Origin of the sequence: Spelaeicoccus albus (assembly GCF_013409065.1) — a bacterium.
Taxonomy (GTDB): Bacteria; Actinomycetota; Actinomycetes; order Actinomycetales; family Brevibacteriaceae; genus Spelaeicoccus; species Spelaeicoccus albus.
Genome location: NZ_JACBZP010000001.1, coordinates 2592834 through 2609689, shown reverse-complemented (window position 1 = coordinate 2609689; position 16856 = coordinate 2592834). Strand labels below are relative to the sequence as shown.

Below are 16856 nucleotides of genomic sequence, written 5' to 3'. Positions count from 1 at the left end.
ACAGCATAACGGAACGGTACCGGGCCGGCACAACCCGCAAGCGCGAATTCGTTCGCACCCTGCCGAAATTCTTTATCGGCGAACTAGTTCAGAGCCGACAGACTCTTCCACTTCTGCCAGGACAGTGCCCAGTCGTACAACTCGGTCAGCGAATCGGAAAGTTGCGTCTTCGTCCCGGTCACCACTACCGGGTCCCCGTAGATCGCGGTCGAGTAATACGCGCGAGCATTGGCCGTCGACAGGTTGATGCATCCGTGTGAGACGTTGCGGCTGCCCTGGTCTCCGGTAGTTGCGGGGTTCGCGTGGATGAACTCACCGTTGTTGTTGATGCGCACGGCCCAGCGCTCCTTCAGGTCGTACCCCCAGCGTTCGGACGTCATGCGCTTGACCTTGTATTTCTCCGTCACGACATGAATGCCCGAGCGCGTGTTGCGGTCCTTGACCGAGTCCATGCCGTACGACGCCGGATACGTGTGCACCTTCTTGCCGTCCCGGTACACGACGATATTGTGCTTCTTCGCATCGGCTTTGACGATTTGCGAGCGGCCGATGGTGAACCGCATGGTGATATCCGTGCGGCCCGTCATTCCCCCGCCCCAGTCGAGCGTGCCGAGCGGCAGATCGACGCGGACGTCGGTATGGGCCGGCCAGAACTTCTTCGGCCGGAAATGCGCCTTCTCGGTGCCCGGCGCTGCGTACATCCACGCCCACGAACCGCTTGCCTTCTTCCACGCGCCGTGAGAGCCGTGCGGACGCATCCGCACCGTCATATGCCGTTCCAGATTGGCCTTGTCTTTCACATTGGCCTGGAAGTTCACTATGACGGGGGCCGCGATGCCGACGGTTTCGTCCCTGCCGATATTGACCGTGGCATGTTCCTTCGACTTGGCCTTGGTCGCCGAGACCCGGCCCTTCGTCCGGGTGCCGTTGGTGCCGGTCGCCGTCCATTTCCACGTGCCTGCCGGTTTGATCGGCCCGGCCGACCGCCATGCCTTGCCGCCCTGGGCCACCGTCCCCTTGATGTCCTTGCCGTGCGGTCCCGTCACGGACATCGACTTGATCGAACCCTCGGACGCCTTGAGCGTCACGGGCTTGCCGAACGCGACGTTGCCGGATGCGGCGTGCGCCGTCTTCACGCTGATGGGGGTCGGGGTGGGCGTCGGGGACGGCGATTCGGCGTTGTCCTTGGCCGGGCCCGAGCTCGAACATCCGGTCACTGCCAAGACGGACATCGTCACTGCGGCGAGCAGGCCACGTGCTCGCCGACGCGATCGGGAACTCTGGATAGCCGTATGCATTAGGCCAATTATGCCATTAAACGCGTTTACGTTCCTCTTCTTGCATGGCGTCGCGGATCTCACCGACGAGTTCTTCGATGACGTCTTCCAAGAAGATGACGCCGGACGTCGTCCCGTCCGGATCGATCACGCGGGCCACGTGGATGCCGCTGCGCTGCATGGTCGCCATGGCGTCTTCGAGGTCGTCGTCGTGAGCCACGCTCACCAGTGCGCGGAAGCGTTTGTCCGCAATCGGCTCGTCCATCAGCTCCGGGCGTTCATCGGCGTACAGCACGTCCTTGATGTGCACGTAGGCGACCAGATCGCCGTCGTCCCCGGTCACGAGGAACCGTGAAAAGCCGTTCTTGCCGACCAGCCGTTCCACATCGGTCGGCGTGCAGGCATTGGGCAACGTCACCAGCGACGCCCGTTCGACCATCACGTCGGCGGCCGTCAGCTCGGAAAACCCCAACGCCCCGGCCAGCACGCCCGTCGTATCGGTCAGCTTGCCCTCGCGCATCGATTCGGACATTATCGATTGCACTTCTTCGACGGTGAACGTGGAGTTCACTTCTCCGCGCGGGGTGATGCCCACGAGCCGCAGCAATCCGTTGGCGGCCGCGTTCAGCGGGCCCGTCACGAATTTGACGACCTTGCCCAGGTACACCAACGGCGGTGCCAGGAACATGGCGGCTCGGCCGCTGGCGGCAAGTGCCAGGTTCTTCGGGACCATCTCCCCCACGACCACGTGCAAATACACCACGACGATCATGGCCAGGGCGAAAGCGATGATCGTCGATGCTCCGGCCGGCACGCCCAGGAAGTCCAGCGGGCCGACCAGCAGATGGTGCAACGCCGGCTCGGCGACGTCGCCGATCAACAGCGAGCACACGGTGATGCCCAGCTGGCACACGGCCAGCATCAATGACACGTGTTCCATTGCGTACAGCGTGGTGATCGCCGCCCGCGATCCGGCTTCGGCGCGCGGTTCGATCTGGCTGCGACGCGCCGCAACTATCGAAAACTCGGCCGACACGAAGAACGCGTTGCCCAGCAGCAGGACGACGAGCCAGATCAGGCCAACCGCGCTATGCATCGGTGTGCCCTCCCGCTTTGTTCCGGCGTCGGTCGGACGACGCGGACTCGTCGGCGCCGCCCTGCTTCGCTGCCGCGCCCAGGCTCGGGATGAACCGGACGCGGTCAACTCGCCGCCGGTGCATTCGTTCGACCCGCAATATGCCGGCCGGGATGGCGATCCGGTCACCGACCTCCGGCACCCGGCCCAACTCGGTCATAAGGTAACCGCCGAGTGTTTCGTATGCCGAGTCCTCGGGAATTGCCGCTCCGGTTTCGCGGCGTGCTTCGTCGGGCCGGAGCAGCCCGGGCATCATCCACGACCCGTCGACGGTGCGGCGCGCGCCGGACCGGGATCTGTCGTGTTCGTCGGCGACCTCGCCGACAAGTTCCTCCACGACGTCTTCCAACGTCACGACGCCGGCCGTCCCCCCGAATTCATCGACGACCACCGCCATCTGCAAGCCCTTACCGCGCAGTTCGAGTAGCAGCGGGTCGAGCCGCACCGTCTCGGGAAGTTGGACGGCTTCGCGCATCAGCGATCCGACAAAGGCCTGGTGCCGGTTCTCGTGCGGTACGGCGATTGCGGTCTTGAGGTGCACGACGCCAATGATGTCGTCCCGGGACGACCCGACGACCGGAAAGCGCGAGAACCCGGTCCGCCGGGCAATCGTGACGAGTTCGGCTGCGGTCGTGCTCTTGCGCACCGAGTACACCTGCGTCCGCGGAGTCATCACGTCGGCTGCGGTCCGCTCCGAGAACGCCAGCGACCTGGTCAGCAGCGTTGCCGTCTGCGCGTCCAGGGTGCCGGCCTCGGCGGACCTGCGGACCAGGGCAACCAGTTCCTGCGGAGCCCGGCCCGATGAATTCTCCTCCTGGGGGGAAAGGCCCATCCAATGCAGCACCAAATTGGCGGTGCCGTTCAGCAGAGCGACGAGCGGCTTGAACACCAGCGTGAACGACAGCTGGAACGCGGCGACACGGCGTCCGGCCGCCAATGGGGATGTGATGGCCAGGTTCTTCGGCACCAGTTCGCCGATGAGCATGGAAAAGACAGTCGCCGCGATGAGTGCAATGGTCAAGGCCACGCTTTTGGACCCCGGCACGCCGAGGTCCTCCAGCGGCCCCGCAAGCAGCCTCCCGAGCGAGGGCTCCATCAAAAAGCCCGTCAACAGCGTGGTCAGCGTAATACCGACCTGCGCCGACGACAGCTGCGTCGACAGCGTCCGGACTCCGCGCAGCAACTGCTTGCTGCCGGCTTCCCCGCGTTTCACGGCGTCCTCGACCATCGGCCGATCCAACGTGATGAGTGAGAATTCGGCGATGACGAATAGGCCGGTGCCGGCAGTTAAGACGATGGCCAGCGCTAAGAGGATCCATTCCATCAGCAGCGCCCGGCCGGGCCGGCCGCGCCGGTGCGGCGGCCATATTGATCAGCTGGAGATTCGGGGCGGCCGGCAGGGTGCCGGCCGGTACTTGAGCCGACCATGAGGAAATCCTACCAACCCGCGGGTAGCGGACGCCCCTCCTCGTATCCGGCGGCGGACTGCACGCCGACGAGCGCGTTCTCGGCAAATTCGGCAACCGACCGCGCACCGGCATACGTACAGGCACTGCGCACGCCGGACGTGATCTGGTCGAGCAAGTCCTCGACGCCCGGCCGTTCCGGGTCGAGCATCATGCGCGACGAGGAGATCCCTTCTTCGAACAATCCCTTGCGCGCCCGGGCGAACGCATCGTCGCCGCGTGTGCGGGCTGCGACGGCGCGCGAGGACGCCATCCCGAAGCTTTCCTTGTAGCGGCGCCCGGAGCTGTCGGTCTTCAAATCGCCCGGGCTCTCGAACGTGCCGGCGAACCACGAGCCGATCATGACCTGCCGGGCTCCGGCCGCCAACGCCAACGCCACATCGCGCGGATACCGCACGCCTCCGTCGGCCCACACCGACGCGCCGAGTTCGCGCGCCGCGGCGGCACATTCGAGCACTGCGGAGAACTGCGGACGGCCCACGGCGGTCATCATGCGCGTCGTGCACATGGCACCCGGCCCGACGCCGACCTTGACGATATCGGCACCGGCCTCCACCAGATCGCGGACGCCGGCGGCGGTCACCACGTTGCCGGCCACCACCGGCACCCCCACGGGTCCTATCGACTTCAACGCTTCGATCATCTTGTGCTGGTGCCCGTGCGCCGTATCGACAACCAGCACGTCGGCGCCGGCTTCGACAAGCGCTGCTGCCTTGCCGGCGACGTCGCCGTTGATGCCGACGGCGGCACCGATCCGCAACGACCCGGACTCGTCGACGGCAGGTGCGTAAATCGTCGACCGAAGCGCGCCGGCCCGGGTCAGGACCCCTGCCAACACGCCGTCGCGCACCACCGGCACGAACGGCACCCGGCTCGACTCCACCACGCCGAACGCATATTCCAACGCGCCGTCGCCGCGATCGTCGAAGTCGGCCGTGTCGATGGTGACGGGGTCCTTCGTCATCACCTGATCGAGCGAGGTGAACTGGTCGACGCCGGTGCAGTCCGATTCCGTGACGACGCCGAGGACCGCTCCATCGTCATCGACGATCACGACGCCGCCGTGCGCCCGCTTGGGCATGAGGTGAATGGCGTCCAGCACCGTATTGTCCGGCCCGCAGCGCAAGGCCGTCTCGAATACCGTGTGCCGGCTCTTCACCCAGCGGACGGTCTGGGCAACAATGCCGACCGGGATGTCCTGGGGCAAGATGGCCAAACCACCGCGTCGGGCAACGGTTTCGGCCATGCGGCGGCCCGACACTGCGGTCATATTGGCCACGGCGATCGGAATCGTCGAGCCGGTTCGATCGTTGCTGCTCAAATCGACGTCGAACCGTGAGACGACGTCCGAGGCGGACGGCACGAGAAACACATCCGAGTACGTGAGGTCGGTGCCGGGCTGTCCGGTAATGAATCGCATGCATCAATCGTATCGGGACGTCGCTGTCCGCACGCCGCGGCAGGGCCGGGAAGTGGCCCCGGAACGGCGACGCCGTGCCAATGCGATATTTGCCACATCGCGGCACGCCTGCCCCGGAATGACGGCGTTTATACGGCCACCTTCGTCTTACAGGGCGAAATACCGCGTGTCAGCGGGGTTTGAAGTGTCATTTCATGCCTGCAAGGCACTAGGCTTGGCATCGAGTTCACACAAACTTGCGACGATGGAAGAGGGCGATCTTCGCCGTGTCCGATCAGACAACCCAACGGGTACCGGCAGACTTCGGTGCCAACGAGTGGCTTGTTGACGAAATGTACGAACGGTTCTTGGAGGATAAGAATTCGGTAGACAAGGCCTGGTGGTCGTTCTTCGAGAATTATCAGCCGGACAAATCCGATTCGGAATCAGCCACGAAGGACACCGGCGCAGCCAAACACTCGGCCGCGCACTCGGCCGACGGCAAGCAGGCTCCCGCGGCCACTCAGTCCGCGCCCAAGCAGCCGGCGAAGCCGGCGGCCAAGAAGACCGAAGCAAAGCCTGCCGAAGCCAAAAAGACGGCACCGGCCACGAAGGCCGATCCGTCGGCAAAATCGGAGCCCGCCAAAAAGGAGGCGCCCGAGGACGACGACGCACCCGACGTCACGCCGCTGCGCGGGCCCGCCAAGGCGCTGGCGACGAATATGGACCAGAGCATCGAGGTCCCCACTGCGACAAGCGTGCGAGCCATCCCGGCCAAGCTGCTGATCGACAATCGGATCGTCATCAACTCGCATTTGCGCCGTACCCGCGGCGGCAAGGTGTCGTTCACTCACATCATCGGGTACGCCATCATCCGTGCCTTGTCGAAGTTCCCGTCGCAAAACGTGTTCTATGACGTGGTCGACGGCAAGCCGAGCGTCGTGAAGCCGCAACACGTGACGTTCGGGCTGGCCATTGACATCCCGAAGAAGGACGGCTCGCGCGCACTTCTGGTGCCGAACATCAAAAAAGCCGAAACCATGGACTTCGCGCAGTACTGGCATGCGTATGAAGAACTTGTCGGAAAGGCCCGCGACGGAAAGCTCGGAGCCGCCGATTTCGCCGGCACCACTGTGTCGCTGACGAATCCGGGCGGCATCGGAACCGTGCATTCCGTTCCGCGCTTGACCAAGGGCCAGGGCTGCATCATCGGCGTCGGCTCGCTCGACTATCCGGCCGAATACCAGGGCGCCAGCCTCGAGACCGTCACGCGGCTCGGCGTGTCCAAGATTTTGACCTTGACGTCCACCTACGACCATCGCGTCATCCAGGGCGCCGGGTCGGGCGAGTTCTTGCGCCTGGTGCACCAGCTGCTTCTGGGCGAGGACAACTTCTACGACGACATCTTCAGCGCCCTTCGACTGCCCTGGGAACCGGTTCGCTGGATCACCGACATCTACGTCGATCCGGAAGACGAAGTCAACAAGACGGCCCGCGTGCAAGAGCTCATCGACGCGTACCGCACCCGCGGCCACTTGATGGCGAACACGGACCCCCTGGTCTACCAACAGCACCGGCACCCGGATCTCGATATCCAGTCGCACGGCCTGACGCTGTGGGATCTCGACAGGCACTTCCCAACCGGGGGCTTCGGCGGCAAGCCGCGGATGCTGCTGCGCGACATTCTCGGCGTGCTGCGCGATTCGTATGTGCGCACCACGGGCATCGAGTACATGCACATCTCCGATCCCGTGCAACGGCGCTGGTTCCAGAACAAGGTCGAGAAGAAATACGACAAGCCCAGTCGTGAAGACCAGCTGCATCTCCTGGGCCGGTTGAACGCGGCCGAAGCCTTCGAGACGTTCCTCCAGACCAAGTACGTCGGCCAAAAGCGGTTCAGCCTCGAAGGCGGCGAATCCGCCATTGCGCTGCTCGACCAGGTGTTGACGGACTCGGCGGACGCCGGCCTGCACGAGGTGGCCATCGGCATGCCGCACCGCGGCCGGTTGAACGTTCTGGCCAATATCGCCGGTAAGAGCTACGGGCAGATCTTCCGCGAGTTCGAAGGAACCCAGGATCCGCGCAGCGTACAAGGCTCCGGCGACGTGAAATACCACCTGGGCACCGAGGGCGAGTACACGTCCCGGTCGGGCAACTCGACACAGGTGTACCTCGCAGCGAATCCGTCGCACCTCGAAGCCGTCGACCCCGTCTTGGAAGGAATCACCCGCGCCAAGCAGGACCGTATCGACATGGGCGGCGCCGCGTTCCCGGTGCTGCCGGTGCTGATGCACGGTGATGCGGCGTTCGCCGGGCAGGGCGTCGTCACCGAGACCCTGAATCTGTCCGAACTGCGCGGCTACCGCACCGGCGGCACCATCCATGTCGTCGTGAACAATCAGGTCGGCTTCACCACCGGGCCGGGCTCGGCCCGCTCGTCGTTTTATTCGACCGACGCCGCCAAGATCATCAACGCACCGATCATCCACGTCAACGGCGACGACCCCGAAGCCGTTGTTCGGGCCGCCCGGTTGGCCTTCGACTACCGGCAGGAATTCGCCAAAGACATAGTGATCGACATGATCTGCTACCGCCGCCGCGGGCACAACGAAGGCGACGACCCGTCGATGACGCAGCCGATGATGTACGAGCTGATCGAGGGCAAGCGGTCGGTGCGTCGACTGTACAACGAGGCGCTGATCGGCCGCGGCGATATCAGCAAGGAAGAGGCCGAGCAGGCGCTCAAGGATTACCAGTCGCGGCTCGAGGGCGCATTTGCCGAGACGCACGAGGCGCAGACCTCGGGCATCCCGGTCGTCACCGGGGACACTTCGCCGGTTGCCGACCTGGAGCGCCCGTCGGCCCAGCGCGATGAGCCGAACGCCGCTTCGATCGACACCGCCGTCGACAGGTCCGTCATCGAAACCATCGGCAAAGCGCACGTGTCGCCGCCCGAAGGCTTCACGGTGCACAAGAAGCTCAAGTCGCTGCTGGAGAAACGCCAGCAGATGACGTTGAACGGCAATATCGACTGGGGCTTCGGCGAACTGCTGGCCTTTGGCTCGCTGCTGCTCGAAGGCATACCGGTCCGTCTGTCCGGGCAGGACTCGCGTCGCGGCACGTTCGTGCAGCGTCATTCGGTGCTGATCGACCGGAACAACGGCACCGAGTGGACGCCGCTGTCCAATCTCAGCGACGAGCAGGCCAAGCTGTTGATCTACGACTCGAGTCTGAGCGAATACGCCGTCATGGGCTTCGAATACGGTTACTCCGTCGAACGGTCCGACGCGTTGGTGTTGTGGGAAGCTCAGTTCGGCGATTTCGCCAACGGTGCCCAGTCCATCATGGACGAGTTCATTTCGTCCGCCGAGCAGAAATGGCAGCAGAACTCGTCCGTCGTCCTGCTGCTGCCGCACGGATATGAGGGCCAGGGGCCCGACCATTCATCGGCGCGTATCGAGCGGTACCTGCAGATGTGCGCCGAGAACAATATGACTGTGGCGCTGCCGTCCACGCCGGCATCGCACTTCCATCTGCTTCGCCGGCAGGCTCACGCCCGGCCGCGGCGCCCGCTCATCGTTTTCACCCCGAAGTCGATGCTGCGTCTGAAGGCTGCGGCGTCGGACGTCGAGGACTTCACCGAAGGCCATTTCCAAACGGTCATCGAGGAAACAAGCGAGCAGATCGACCCCAAGAACGTCGACAGGGTGCTCTTGGTCTCCGGAAAGCTCTACTGGGAGCTCGTGGCCGCGCGCGAAAAGGCCGGCGACACCAAGACGGCGATCATCCGCTTCGAACAGCTCTACCCGCTCGTGCCGGCCGATATCGCGGCCGCCCTCGACGGGTACGGCGACGCCGAATTGGTGTGGGTGCAAGAAGAACCGGCCAACCAGGGCCCGTGGCCGTTCATCGCGCTGAACTTGCCCGAACACTTGGGCGGCAAGACGCTGCGCGTTGTGGCCAGGCGGGCCTCGGCCGCCACCGCGACCGGCCTGGGCCGGGTGCACGCCGCCGAGCAAAAGGCTCTGGTCAACAAGGCATTCGAGCGTTAAGCCGTGCGGCAGACCACCGATACTCGAATCGTCGTCATCGGCGATGAACTGGCAGCAGGCGCCGGTGACGCCCGTGCCCTCGGCTGGGTGGGCCGTGTTGCGGCCAAGACCGCACCGCTCGGCCCGCACGTGCAGTTCTTCGGCCTCGGGATCCCCGGAGAGGACAGCGTCGGCATGGCCGGACGCTGGCAGAGCGAAGCGCTCCGCCGATTTTCCAAGACCTCCGACAACAGGCTCGTCCTCGCCCCGGGCCGCGGCGACATCACCAGCGGACTGTCGCTGGCCAGATCCCGGTTGAACCTGGCAAACATCCTCGACGAAGCGCTGTCGGCGGAAGTCTCGACGTTCGTCGTCGGCCCGCCGCCGGTGCTGGACGCCGACACCAACCGGCGCGTCGGCGAACTGGCGTCCGGATTCGCCGATGTGGCCTCACGCCGCAGTGTCGCCTACGTCGACACGTTCACGCCCCTCGTGGCACACGAGCAATGGCGGTCCGATCTCGCCGGAACCGACGGCCACTGCCCCGGCCAGGCCGGTTACGGGCTGATGGCGTGGCTCGTGCTGCACCGCGGATGGTATTCGTGGCTGTCGCTGCCCGACCCCGCGGCGTGAACGGGTCGGTTACGATAGAACCGGATCAACAGCCAAAAAAGGAGACAGATCTATGAGCAAGCGCGCACGCAAACGTCGCTCCCGCAAGCACAACGCCGCCAACCACGGTAAGAAGCCGAACGCCTGAGCGCGGCAGCGACAACAAGGGTGTGGGCCCGGCAATTGCCGGGCCCACACCCTTATCGCTTTCGGCCGGGCTTTTCCGGACGCGCTTGTCCGGACGGGCCGGCTCACGCTAGTCGGTGGACGTCTCGACGACTATCCGCTCGCGAATCCGCGTGCGGAGCCCCTCGGGGGCGGTTTCGCAGCAGGATCTCTTCACCAGATCCTTGAGCATCGACTCGATGCTGTACTCGCTTTCACACGGCGGACAGTGCGCCAAATGCCGGCGAATCTCGGCGATCTCGGAATCCGACAGCTCGCCGTCCAAGTAGTTGTACAGCCGTTTCAGCGCCGCCTGGCGGCGCTCGGCACAGCAGGGCGCGCCGTCATCGTTCGTGTCGCTCATTGTGTTACTCCTGTTGTCGCGTCCGGTTCGGCCGCTACCCCACGACCGCGGGCATACCCTTCAAGCATTTCGCGCAACTGGCGCCGGCCCCGGTGCAACCGCGACATGACGGTACCGATCGGCGTGTCCATGATCTCGGAGATCTCCTTGTAGGCGAATCCCTCGACGTCCGCGTAGTACACGGCCATCCGGAATTCCTCCGGCAACGCGTTCAACGCGTCCTTGACGTCCGAGTCGGGCAAGTGGTCGAGCGCTTCGAGCTCGGCCGATCGCCCGCCGGTGGACGTGTGCGAGTCGGCGCGGGCGATCTGCCAATCCTCGATCTCCTCGCCGTACGACTGCTTGGGCTCGCGTTGCTTCTTCCGGTACGTGTTGATGTACGTATTCGTCAGGATCCGGTAGAGCCAAGCCTTCAGATTGGTGCCGGGCTTGTACTGGTGGAACGCGGCGTACGCCTTGGCAAATGCCTCTTGGACCAGATCCTCGGCATCAGCCGGATTCCGCGTCATCCGAAGCGCCGCAGCATACAGCGGATTCAGGTATTCCAGAGCGTCGCGGGTAAACCGGTCGGAACGCTCCTGGTCTGTTTCCGCGCCCGAAGCGCGGGAGAGATCGTCATTCATCGATCTCCATGCTACCCGGACTTGCGGCGCCGGCGGCGTCCGCTCGGTGCTTCGCTGCAATGCTGCGACACTCGTCAATTGCCTACCTCCAGTTGCCGATTGCTCGTTGGTACAACCAGTTCGAGGGCGCCGGTATTCCGGCACGGCTCGTTCCGACAATGCGTTTGCCGATATGCTGGTAACCCGTTAGCTGACCGACTACCGGTACACCGTTATGGAGGCACCATGAGTATTGTCCGCCGATTGGCGCGGCCCCTGCTATCCGCAGCATTCATTTCCGGAGGCGTCGACAAGATCCGTCATCCGCACGAGCGCGCCGAACGGTTGGCCCCGGTGCTCGACAAGATCGGCGACCGGGTCGGCGACAATTTCCCCTCGGTCGAGCCCACTCTCGTGGTGCGGGCTGCCGGCGGAGCCGAAATCGGTGCCGGCGTACTGCTTGCCGCCGGCATTCTGCCGCGATTCGCCTCCACTGTGCTCGTCGCCACGTCGACGGTCGACGCGGCCGGCACGCCGATTTGGAAGATCCGCGACAAAGAAGAAAGAAAACGCGCATTGTCCCGTTTGGTGACGAACATGTCGCTGCTCGGCGGCGCCTTGCTGGCGTCAGTGGACACTGCAGGAAAACCGGGCCTGGCCTGGCGCGCTCAACACGCGACGGATTCGGCGCGGAAGCTGGCCGAGCATCAGACGAAATCGTGGCAAAAGCAGGCCGCCAAGTCGGCGAAGAAGGCTCGCAGCAAGGCGGAGGACGTCCTCGGTGGCTGACGGTCCGAGTAGCCCGGGCTGGCCGGCGCCGTACGCCGGCCAGCCCCTGGAAGCAGACCTCTCGATTCCGGGGTCGAAATCGCTGACGAACCGATACCTGATCCTGGCGTCAATCGCCGACGAACCGTCCCGGATCCGGCTGCCGTTGCATTCGCGCGACACCGAACTGATGGCCGCGGCGCTTCGCCGTCTGGGCGTCGAAATCAACGAAACGGACGAAGCCGGCCCCTTCGGCGCCGACTGGCTCGTCAAACCTCCGGCCCGTATCGGCGCGGCCGATGCGCATATCGATTGCGGTTTGGCCGGCACCGTCATGCGGTTCATCCCGCCGCTTGCCGCGCTGTCGCCGTCGACCATCTCGTTCGACGGAGACGACGCGGCCCGCCGGCGTCCGATGTCCACGACCATCGACTCGTTGCGGGCGCTCGGCGTCCGCGTCGAGGACGGCGGCCGCGGCGCCCTGCCGTTCACGACGTCCGGCTCCCCCACGATTCGCGGCGGATGCGTGACGATGGACGCCGGCGCGTCCAGCCAGTTCGTGTCGGGCCTGTTGCTGGCCGGCTGCCGATACGAACTCGGCGTCGATATCCGCCATGTCGGCGACGCCGTGCCGAGCGGGCCGCACATCGAGATGACGACGGAAGCGCTGCGGGACGCCGGCCTCGTCGTCGACGATTCGGAGCCCAACCGCTGGGCCGTCGAACCGGGCGTACCCCGCGGGCTCGACGTCGCCGTCGAACCGGACCTGTCCAATGCAGCGCCGTTCGTCGCTGCCGCGCTGGTCGCGGGGGGCACGGTACTCATCCGCGACTGGCCCACGTGGACCACGCAAGCCGGCGACCGGATGCGGTCGATCCTCGAGATGTTCGGCGCCGACCTGACGCTCGACCGCGCCGGGCTGACGGTGACCGGATCGGGCGAATTCCCCGGGATCGACATCGATCTGCACGACGTCGGCGAGCTGACGCCGGTCGTTGCGGCGATCGCCGCCCTTGCCTCCTCGCCGTCCCGGCTGACGGGCATCGCGCATTTGCGCGGTCACGAGACCGACCGGCTCACGGCCCTGACCACGGAGCTGACGAAGCTCGGCGGCCGGGTGACCGAGACCGACGCCGGACTGGACATCACGCCGTCCGCCCTGCACGGCGGCGTGTTCGAGACGTATCACGACCACCGAATGGCCATGGCCGCGGCGGTGTTGGGTTTGCGCGTGCCGGGCCTGCAGATAGCGGACGTCGCAACCACGGCAAAGACGCTTCCGGAATTCCCCGAGCTGTGGTCGACGCTGGCCCAGCCGGCGCTGGCGCGCTGACCGTGACCCGCCGGTCTTCCGGGGGCTACGACGAAAGCTCCGTGCGCATTCGACCAAACCGGCACGGCACCCGGCCGCGCACGAAGGACAGGCCGAGCTATTCCGATGCGCGGACCGGCCGGATCATCACCGTCGATCGTGGCCGATATACGGCGCTCGTCGACGAGGATCAAGCGGACGAGCGGACGGTGACGGCCGTGCGTGCCAAGGAATTGCGCCGCCGCCCCGTAGTCGTGGGCGACTCGGTCGGCCTGGTGGGCGATTTGTCCGGCGCCGACGGATCGCTCGCGCGGCTGGTGCGCATTCACGATCGGTCCACTGTCCTGCGGCGAAGCGCGGACGACGGCGACAGCTCCGAACGCGTGCTGGTGGCCAACGCCGACCAGCTGGTCGTCGTCACGGCCGCAGCCGACCCGCAGCCGCGGCCAAGGCTGATCGACAGGACGTTGGCAGCGGCATTCGATGCCGGCATGGACGCCGTCATCTGCGTGACGAAGACGGACTTGGCGCCGTCCGACGCGCTGACCGAGCTGTACGCCGGCGTCGACGTGCCGGTGCTGTCCACGGCGGCGCCGCACGGGCCCGGCGTCTGCGGTCTCGACGAGCTCGCCGCACTGCTCGCGGACCGCACGAGCGTGTTCGTGGGCCACTCGGGCGTCGGCAAGTCGACGTTGATCAACGCGCTCGTCCCTGCCGCTCACCGCGCCACCGGGTCGGTCAACGCGGTGACCGGCCGGGGCCGACACACGTCGTCGTCCGCCATCGGATTGCGGTTGCCGGACACGCACGGCTGGGTGATCGACACGCCCGGCGTCCGGAGTTTCGGTCTTGCGCACGTGACCCCCGAAACCCTGCTTGCCGCATTCACCGATCTGGCCGACGGGGCGACCGGCTGCCCCAAAGGATGCACCCATCAGGCGGATGCGCCGGGGTGCGCGCTGGATGCATGGGTTGACGGCGGGCACGCCGGGCCCGAAGGACACGCGCGGCTGGACTCCTTCCGCCGTCTTGTCGGTAGTGTCCAGGCCGGTAGTGTGCAGGTATGAAGTCACCCGCCGATTACACAGACGATCTACGCCTTGCGCACGTATTGGCGGACTCCGTCGACTCCGTGAGCATGGAGCGGTTCAAATCCCGCGACCTGCACGTCGAGACCAAACCCGATATGTCGCCGGTCAGTGATGCCGACATCCGCGTCGAAGAGCTGCTGCGCGCCCAGCTCGGACGCACGCGGCCGCGGGACGCCATCATCGGCGAGGAGTTCGGTGAGACGGGCGAAGCACGCCGAGTCTGGGTGCTCGACCCCATCGACGGGACCAAGAACTTTGTCCGCGGCGTGCCGGTTTGGGCCACCTTGATCGGGCTGATCGAGGACGGCGTCGCCAAGGTCGGTCTCGTATCCGCGCCCGCCCTGGGCAAGCGGTGGTGGGCAGCGCCCGGCGGCGGCGCCTGGATGGGCAGTTCGCTGGCGCACGCCACCCGGATCTCCGTCTCCGGAATCGACGCCATCGCCGACGCGTCGATGTCGTACTCGTCGCTGGCCGGCTGGGAGGCCACCGGCAAGAAGGACGACATGCTGCGGCTGATGAGCGATACGTGGCGCACCCGGGGATTCGGCGATTTCTGGTCGTACATGCTGGTGGCCGAGGGCGCCGTCGACATCGCCACCGAGCCCGAATTGAATTTGTACGACATGGCCGCGCTGGTGCCGATTGTTGTCGAGGCGGGCGGACGGTTCACGGCGTTGGACGGCGTCGACGGCCCGTTCGGGGGCAACGCGTTGGCCACGAACTCGCACCTGCACGATGCGGCCTTGAGCTATGTCGGCACTGCGAGGGAGGCGACCGGTGAGTGAGGGGCAACTGGTGAATGATTTGAATTCGCGGCCATGGAACCGCGTGGCTGCCGCCGCCGGCCTCGTGGACGGCGACGGCCGGATGGCGCCGACGATCTTTGCCGAGATGTCGGTGCTCGCCGGTCGGACGGGCGCCGTGAACCTCGGTCAGGGCGCGCCGGATACTCCGGCGCCCGCTGCCGTGCGGGAGGTTGCGAAACGCGCCATCGACGACGGCGTGAACCAGTACGCGCCGGGCCAGGGGCACCCCGCGCTCTTGGACGCCATCGCCGGGCACCAGCAGCGCTTTTACGGGATCGATCTCGACCCGGCGTCCGAAATCCTCGTGACGACGGGCGCCACCGAAGCTATCGCGTCCACTTTGCTGGCGCTGATCAAGCCGGGCGACGAGGTGGTGATCTTTGAGCCGTTCTACGATTCGTACGTTGCAATGATCGAAATGGCCGGCGGCGTGCGCCGGACGGTGCCGATGCGCGCACCCGACTTCTCGTTCGGCGCGGCGGACGTGCGGGCGGCGTTCAGCGATCGCACTGCCGCAGTCATCGTGAACAATCCGCACAACCCGTCCGGCAAGGTCTTCAGCCGCGACGAGTTGACCTTGATCGCCGGGGAGGCCGCTCGCGTCGGCGCCTGGATCATCAGCGACGAGGTCTATGAGCATTTGCTGTTCGACGGCGCCACGCACACGCCGATCGCAACGATCCCCGGCGCTGCCGAGCGCACGGTGACGATCTCGTCGGCCGGCAAGACCTTCTCGGTCACCGGGTGGAAGATCGGTTGGCTGCACGCACCCGCGCCGATCACCGCGGCGATCCGCGCCGTCAAGCAGTTCCTCACCTACACCTCGGGAGCGCCGTTCCAACCGGCGATCGCCGAGGCCCTGTCCTTTTCCGACGACTTCTTCATCGGGGAGGCCGAGAGCTTGGCGCGGCGGCGCGATCTACTTGCGACGGGCCTGGCCGAAAATGCCGGAGTCGACGTCGTCACGCCGTCCGCCGGGTATTTCGTCATTGCCGACGTGTCGAGCGTCACGAGCGACGATGCGTTGACGTTTTGTCGCGGCTTGCCGGCGCGGTGCGGCGTCGTCGCAGTCCCCGTCATGGCGCTGTGCACGCCGGGCGACGAGGTCGCGGAACGGATGAGGGCGCTCGTCCGGTTCGCGTTCTGCAAACGGACGAGCGCCCTCGAAAGTGCGGTCAGCAGGCTGAAGGAGCTTTAGGCATCCTGGTAGACGGCGGCCAGGTCCAGGCCGATAGTCACCTTGTCGCCCACCAGCACGCCGCCGCCGTCCAGCGGGGCGTTGAAGGTCATGCCGAAGTCCTTACGGCTGATCTGGGTGGTTCCTTCGAACCCGGCGCGCAGCGCGCCGAACGGATCGACGGCCGTCCCGCTGTATTCGACATCAAAGCTGACCGGCTTGGTCACGTCCTTGATTGTCAGGTTGCCCTCCAGCACGAATTCGCCGTCGTTTTCCTTCACGGCCGTGGATTCGAACTTCAGGGTCGGAAACTTCTCGACATCGAAGAAGTCGGCTCCGCGGACGTGCTCGTCGCGGCCGGCCGAACCCGAATCGAAGCTCTTGGCATCGACGGTGGCGGTGACTGCCGAGTTCGGCAGGTCTTCGCCGACGCTGACCTGGCCCTCGACGTCGCTGAAGCGGCCGCGGACCTTGGAGATCCCGGCATGGCGCACGGTGAATCCGAATTCGCTGTGGGCAGGGTCGATGCTCCAGGTGCCTGGCTTGAGGCCTTCGGGCAGTGCAGACATATGTGTCTCCTTCATCGGTAGAGTCGTTGTCGTTCTTGGGGTCCAGTGCGGTCGTCCGTGCGGCTCGCACGTCGACGGACAC

15 protein-coding genes are annotated in these 16856 nt (G+C 65.7%); 8 read left to right on the top strand and 7 right to left on the bottom strand.

Translation table 11 applies throughout. The annotated features are described in order from the left end of the window. Positions 1-83: 83 nt before the first annotated feature. The 4 genes from BJY26_RS12125 to guaB1 form a co-directional block, all read right to left on the bottom strand. Entirely contained in the window at positions 84-1217 is a 1134-nt protein-coding gene (locus BJY26_RS12125; RefSeq protein ID WP_237248957.1) for a L,D-transpeptidase, read from the bottom strand. Between the two features lie 97 nt (positions 1218-1314). Beyond that, positions 1315-2373, bottom strand: coding sequence for a hemolysin family protein (locus BJY26_RS12120; protein ID WP_179428513.1), 1059 nt, complete (start codon positions 2371-2373; stop codon positions 1315-1317). Further along, a complete protein-coding gene (locus BJY26_RS12115; protein ID WP_179428512.1) occupies positions 2366-3736 on the bottom strand; it encodes a hemolysin family protein in 1371 nt (456 codons plus the stop codon). Before BJY26_RS12115 ends, BJY26_RS12120 begins: the two co-directional genes overlap by 8 nt. 113 nt (positions 3737-3849) lie before the next feature. Further along, positions 3850-5298: a GMP reductase gene (gene guaB1 / locus BJY26_RS12110; protein ID WP_179428511.1), complete on the bottom strand. Its 1449-nt coding sequence runs from the start codon at positions 5296-5298 to the stop codon at positions 3850-3852. Between the two features lie 266 nt (positions 5299-5564). On the opposite strand from guaB1, the gene BJY26_RS12105 reads away from it, so the two are divergent. The 3 genes from BJY26_RS12105 to BJY26_RS19710 are packed head-to-tail and all read left to right on the top strand — an operon-like array spanning position 5565 to position 10068. Further along, positions 5565-9329, top strand: coding sequence for a multifunctional oxoglutarate decarboxylase/oxoglutarate dehydrogenase thiamine pyrophosphate-binding subunit/dihydrolipoyllysine-residue succinyltransferase subunit (locus BJY26_RS12105; protein ID WP_179428510.1), 3765 nt, complete (start codon positions 5565-5567; stop codon positions 9327-9329). 3 nt (positions 9330-9332) lie between these two features. Next, entirely contained in the window at positions 9333-9941 is a 609-nt protein-coding gene (locus BJY26_RS12100; protein ID WP_179428509.1) for a GDSL-type esterase/lipase family protein, read from the top strand. A gap of 52 nt (positions 9942-9993) precedes the next feature. Next, a complete protein-coding gene (locus BJY26_RS19710; protein ID WP_372465362.1) occupies positions 9994-10068 on the top strand; it encodes a 50S ribosomal protein bL37 in 75 nt (24 codons plus the stop codon). A gap of 108 nt (positions 10069-10176) precedes the next feature. Here BJY26_RS19710 and rsrA read toward each other — a convergent pair whose 3' ends face one another. Both rsrA and BJY26_RS12090 read right to left on the bottom strand, forming a co-directional pair. Next, positions 10177-10449: a mycothiol system anti-sigma-R factor gene (rsrA, locus tag BJY26_RS12095; RefSeq protein WP_179428508.1), complete on the bottom strand. Its 273-nt coding sequence runs from the start codon at positions 10447-10449 to the stop codon at positions 10177-10179. Continuing rightward, entirely contained in the window at positions 10446-11072 is a 627-nt protein-coding gene (locus tag BJY26_RS12090) for a sigma-70 family RNA polymerase sigma factor (protein ID WP_179428507.1), read from the bottom strand. Before BJY26_RS12090 ends, rsrA begins: the two co-directional genes overlap by 4 nt. Positions 11073-11297: 225 nt before the next feature. Here BJY26_RS12090 and BJY26_RS12085 point away from each other — a divergent pair, with 225 nt between their 5' ends. The 5 genes from BJY26_RS12085 to BJY26_RS12065 are packed head-to-tail and all read left to right on the top strand — an operon-like array spanning position 11298 to position 16226. Next, on the top strand, positions 11298-11840 hold the full coding sequence (locus BJY26_RS12085; protein ID WP_179428506.1) for a DoxX family membrane protein: 543 nt from the start codon (positions 11298-11300) through the stop codon (positions 11838-11840). Next, positions 11833-13152, top strand: a complete 1320-nt coding sequence (gene aroA / locus BJY26_RS12080; protein ID WP_179428505.1) for a 3-phosphoshikimate 1-carboxyvinyltransferase — start codon at positions 11833-11835, stop codon at positions 13150-13152. Before BJY26_RS12085 ends, aroA begins: the two co-directional genes overlap by 8 nt. Positions 13153-13193: 41 nt before the next feature. Beyond that, complete coding sequence (gene rsgA, locus BJY26_RS12075) at positions 13194-14198, top strand: ribosome small subunit-dependent GTPase A (protein WP_237248958.1); 1005 nt, start codon at positions 13194-13196, stop codon at positions 14196-14198. Beyond that, entirely contained in the window at positions 14195-15007 is an 813-nt protein-coding gene (gene hisN / locus BJY26_RS12070; RefSeq protein ID WP_179428503.1) for a histidinol-phosphatase, read from the top strand. The genes rsgA and hisN overlap by 4 nt, the downstream gene beginning before the upstream one ends. Next, the gene (locus BJY26_RS12065) at positions 15000-16226 is read left to right on the top strand and encodes an aminotransferase class I/II-fold pyridoxal phosphate-dependent enzyme (RefSeq protein WP_342354665.1); all 1227 of its coding nucleotides are present in this window, start codon (positions 15000-15002) and stop codon (positions 16224-16226) included. The genes hisN and BJY26_RS12065 overlap by 8 nt, the downstream gene beginning before the upstream one ends. On the opposite strand, the gene BJY26_RS12060 is transcribed toward BJY26_RS12065, so the two are convergent. Next, positions 16223-16774, bottom strand: coding sequence for a YceI family protein (locus BJY26_RS12060; protein ID WP_179428501.1), 552 nt, complete (start codon positions 16772-16774; stop codon positions 16223-16225). The two genes, BJY26_RS12065 and BJY26_RS12060, sit on opposite strands and share 4 nt — an antisense overlap. Between the last annotated feature and the right edge of the window lie 82 nt (positions 16775-16856).

Coding starts and splice junctions, on each gene's coding strand:
- rsrA (WP_179428508.1), bottom strand. CDS start 10,449: ATGAGCGACACGAACGATGACGGCGCGCCCTGCTGTGCCGAGCGCCGC.
- hisN (WP_179428503.1), top strand. CDS start 14,195: ATGAAGTCACCCGCCGATTACACAGACGATCTACGCCTTGCGCACGTA.
- BJY26_RS12060 (WP_179428501.1), bottom strand. CDS start 16,774: ATGTCTGCACTGCCCGAAGGCCTCAAGCCAGGCACCTGGAGCATCGAC.
- BJY26_RS12120 (WP_179428513.1), bottom strand. CDS start 2,373: ATGCATAGCGCGGTTGGCCTGATCTGGCTCGTCGTCCTGCTGCTGGGC.
- BJY26_RS12090 (WP_179428507.1), bottom strand. CDS start 11,072: ATGAATGACGATCTCTCCCGCGCTTCGGGCGCGGAAACAGACCAGGAG.
- guaB1 (WP_179428511.1), bottom strand. CDS start 5,298: ATGCGATTCATTACCGGACAGCCCGGCACCGACCTCACGTACTCGGAT.
- BJY26_RS12115 (WP_179428512.1), bottom strand. CDS start 3,736: ATGGAATGGATCCTCTTAGCGCTGGCCATCGTCTTAACTGCCGGCACC.
- BJY26_RS12085 (WP_179428506.1), top strand. CDS start 11,298: ATGAGTATTGTCCGCCGATTGGCGCGGCCCCTGCTATCCGCAGCATTC.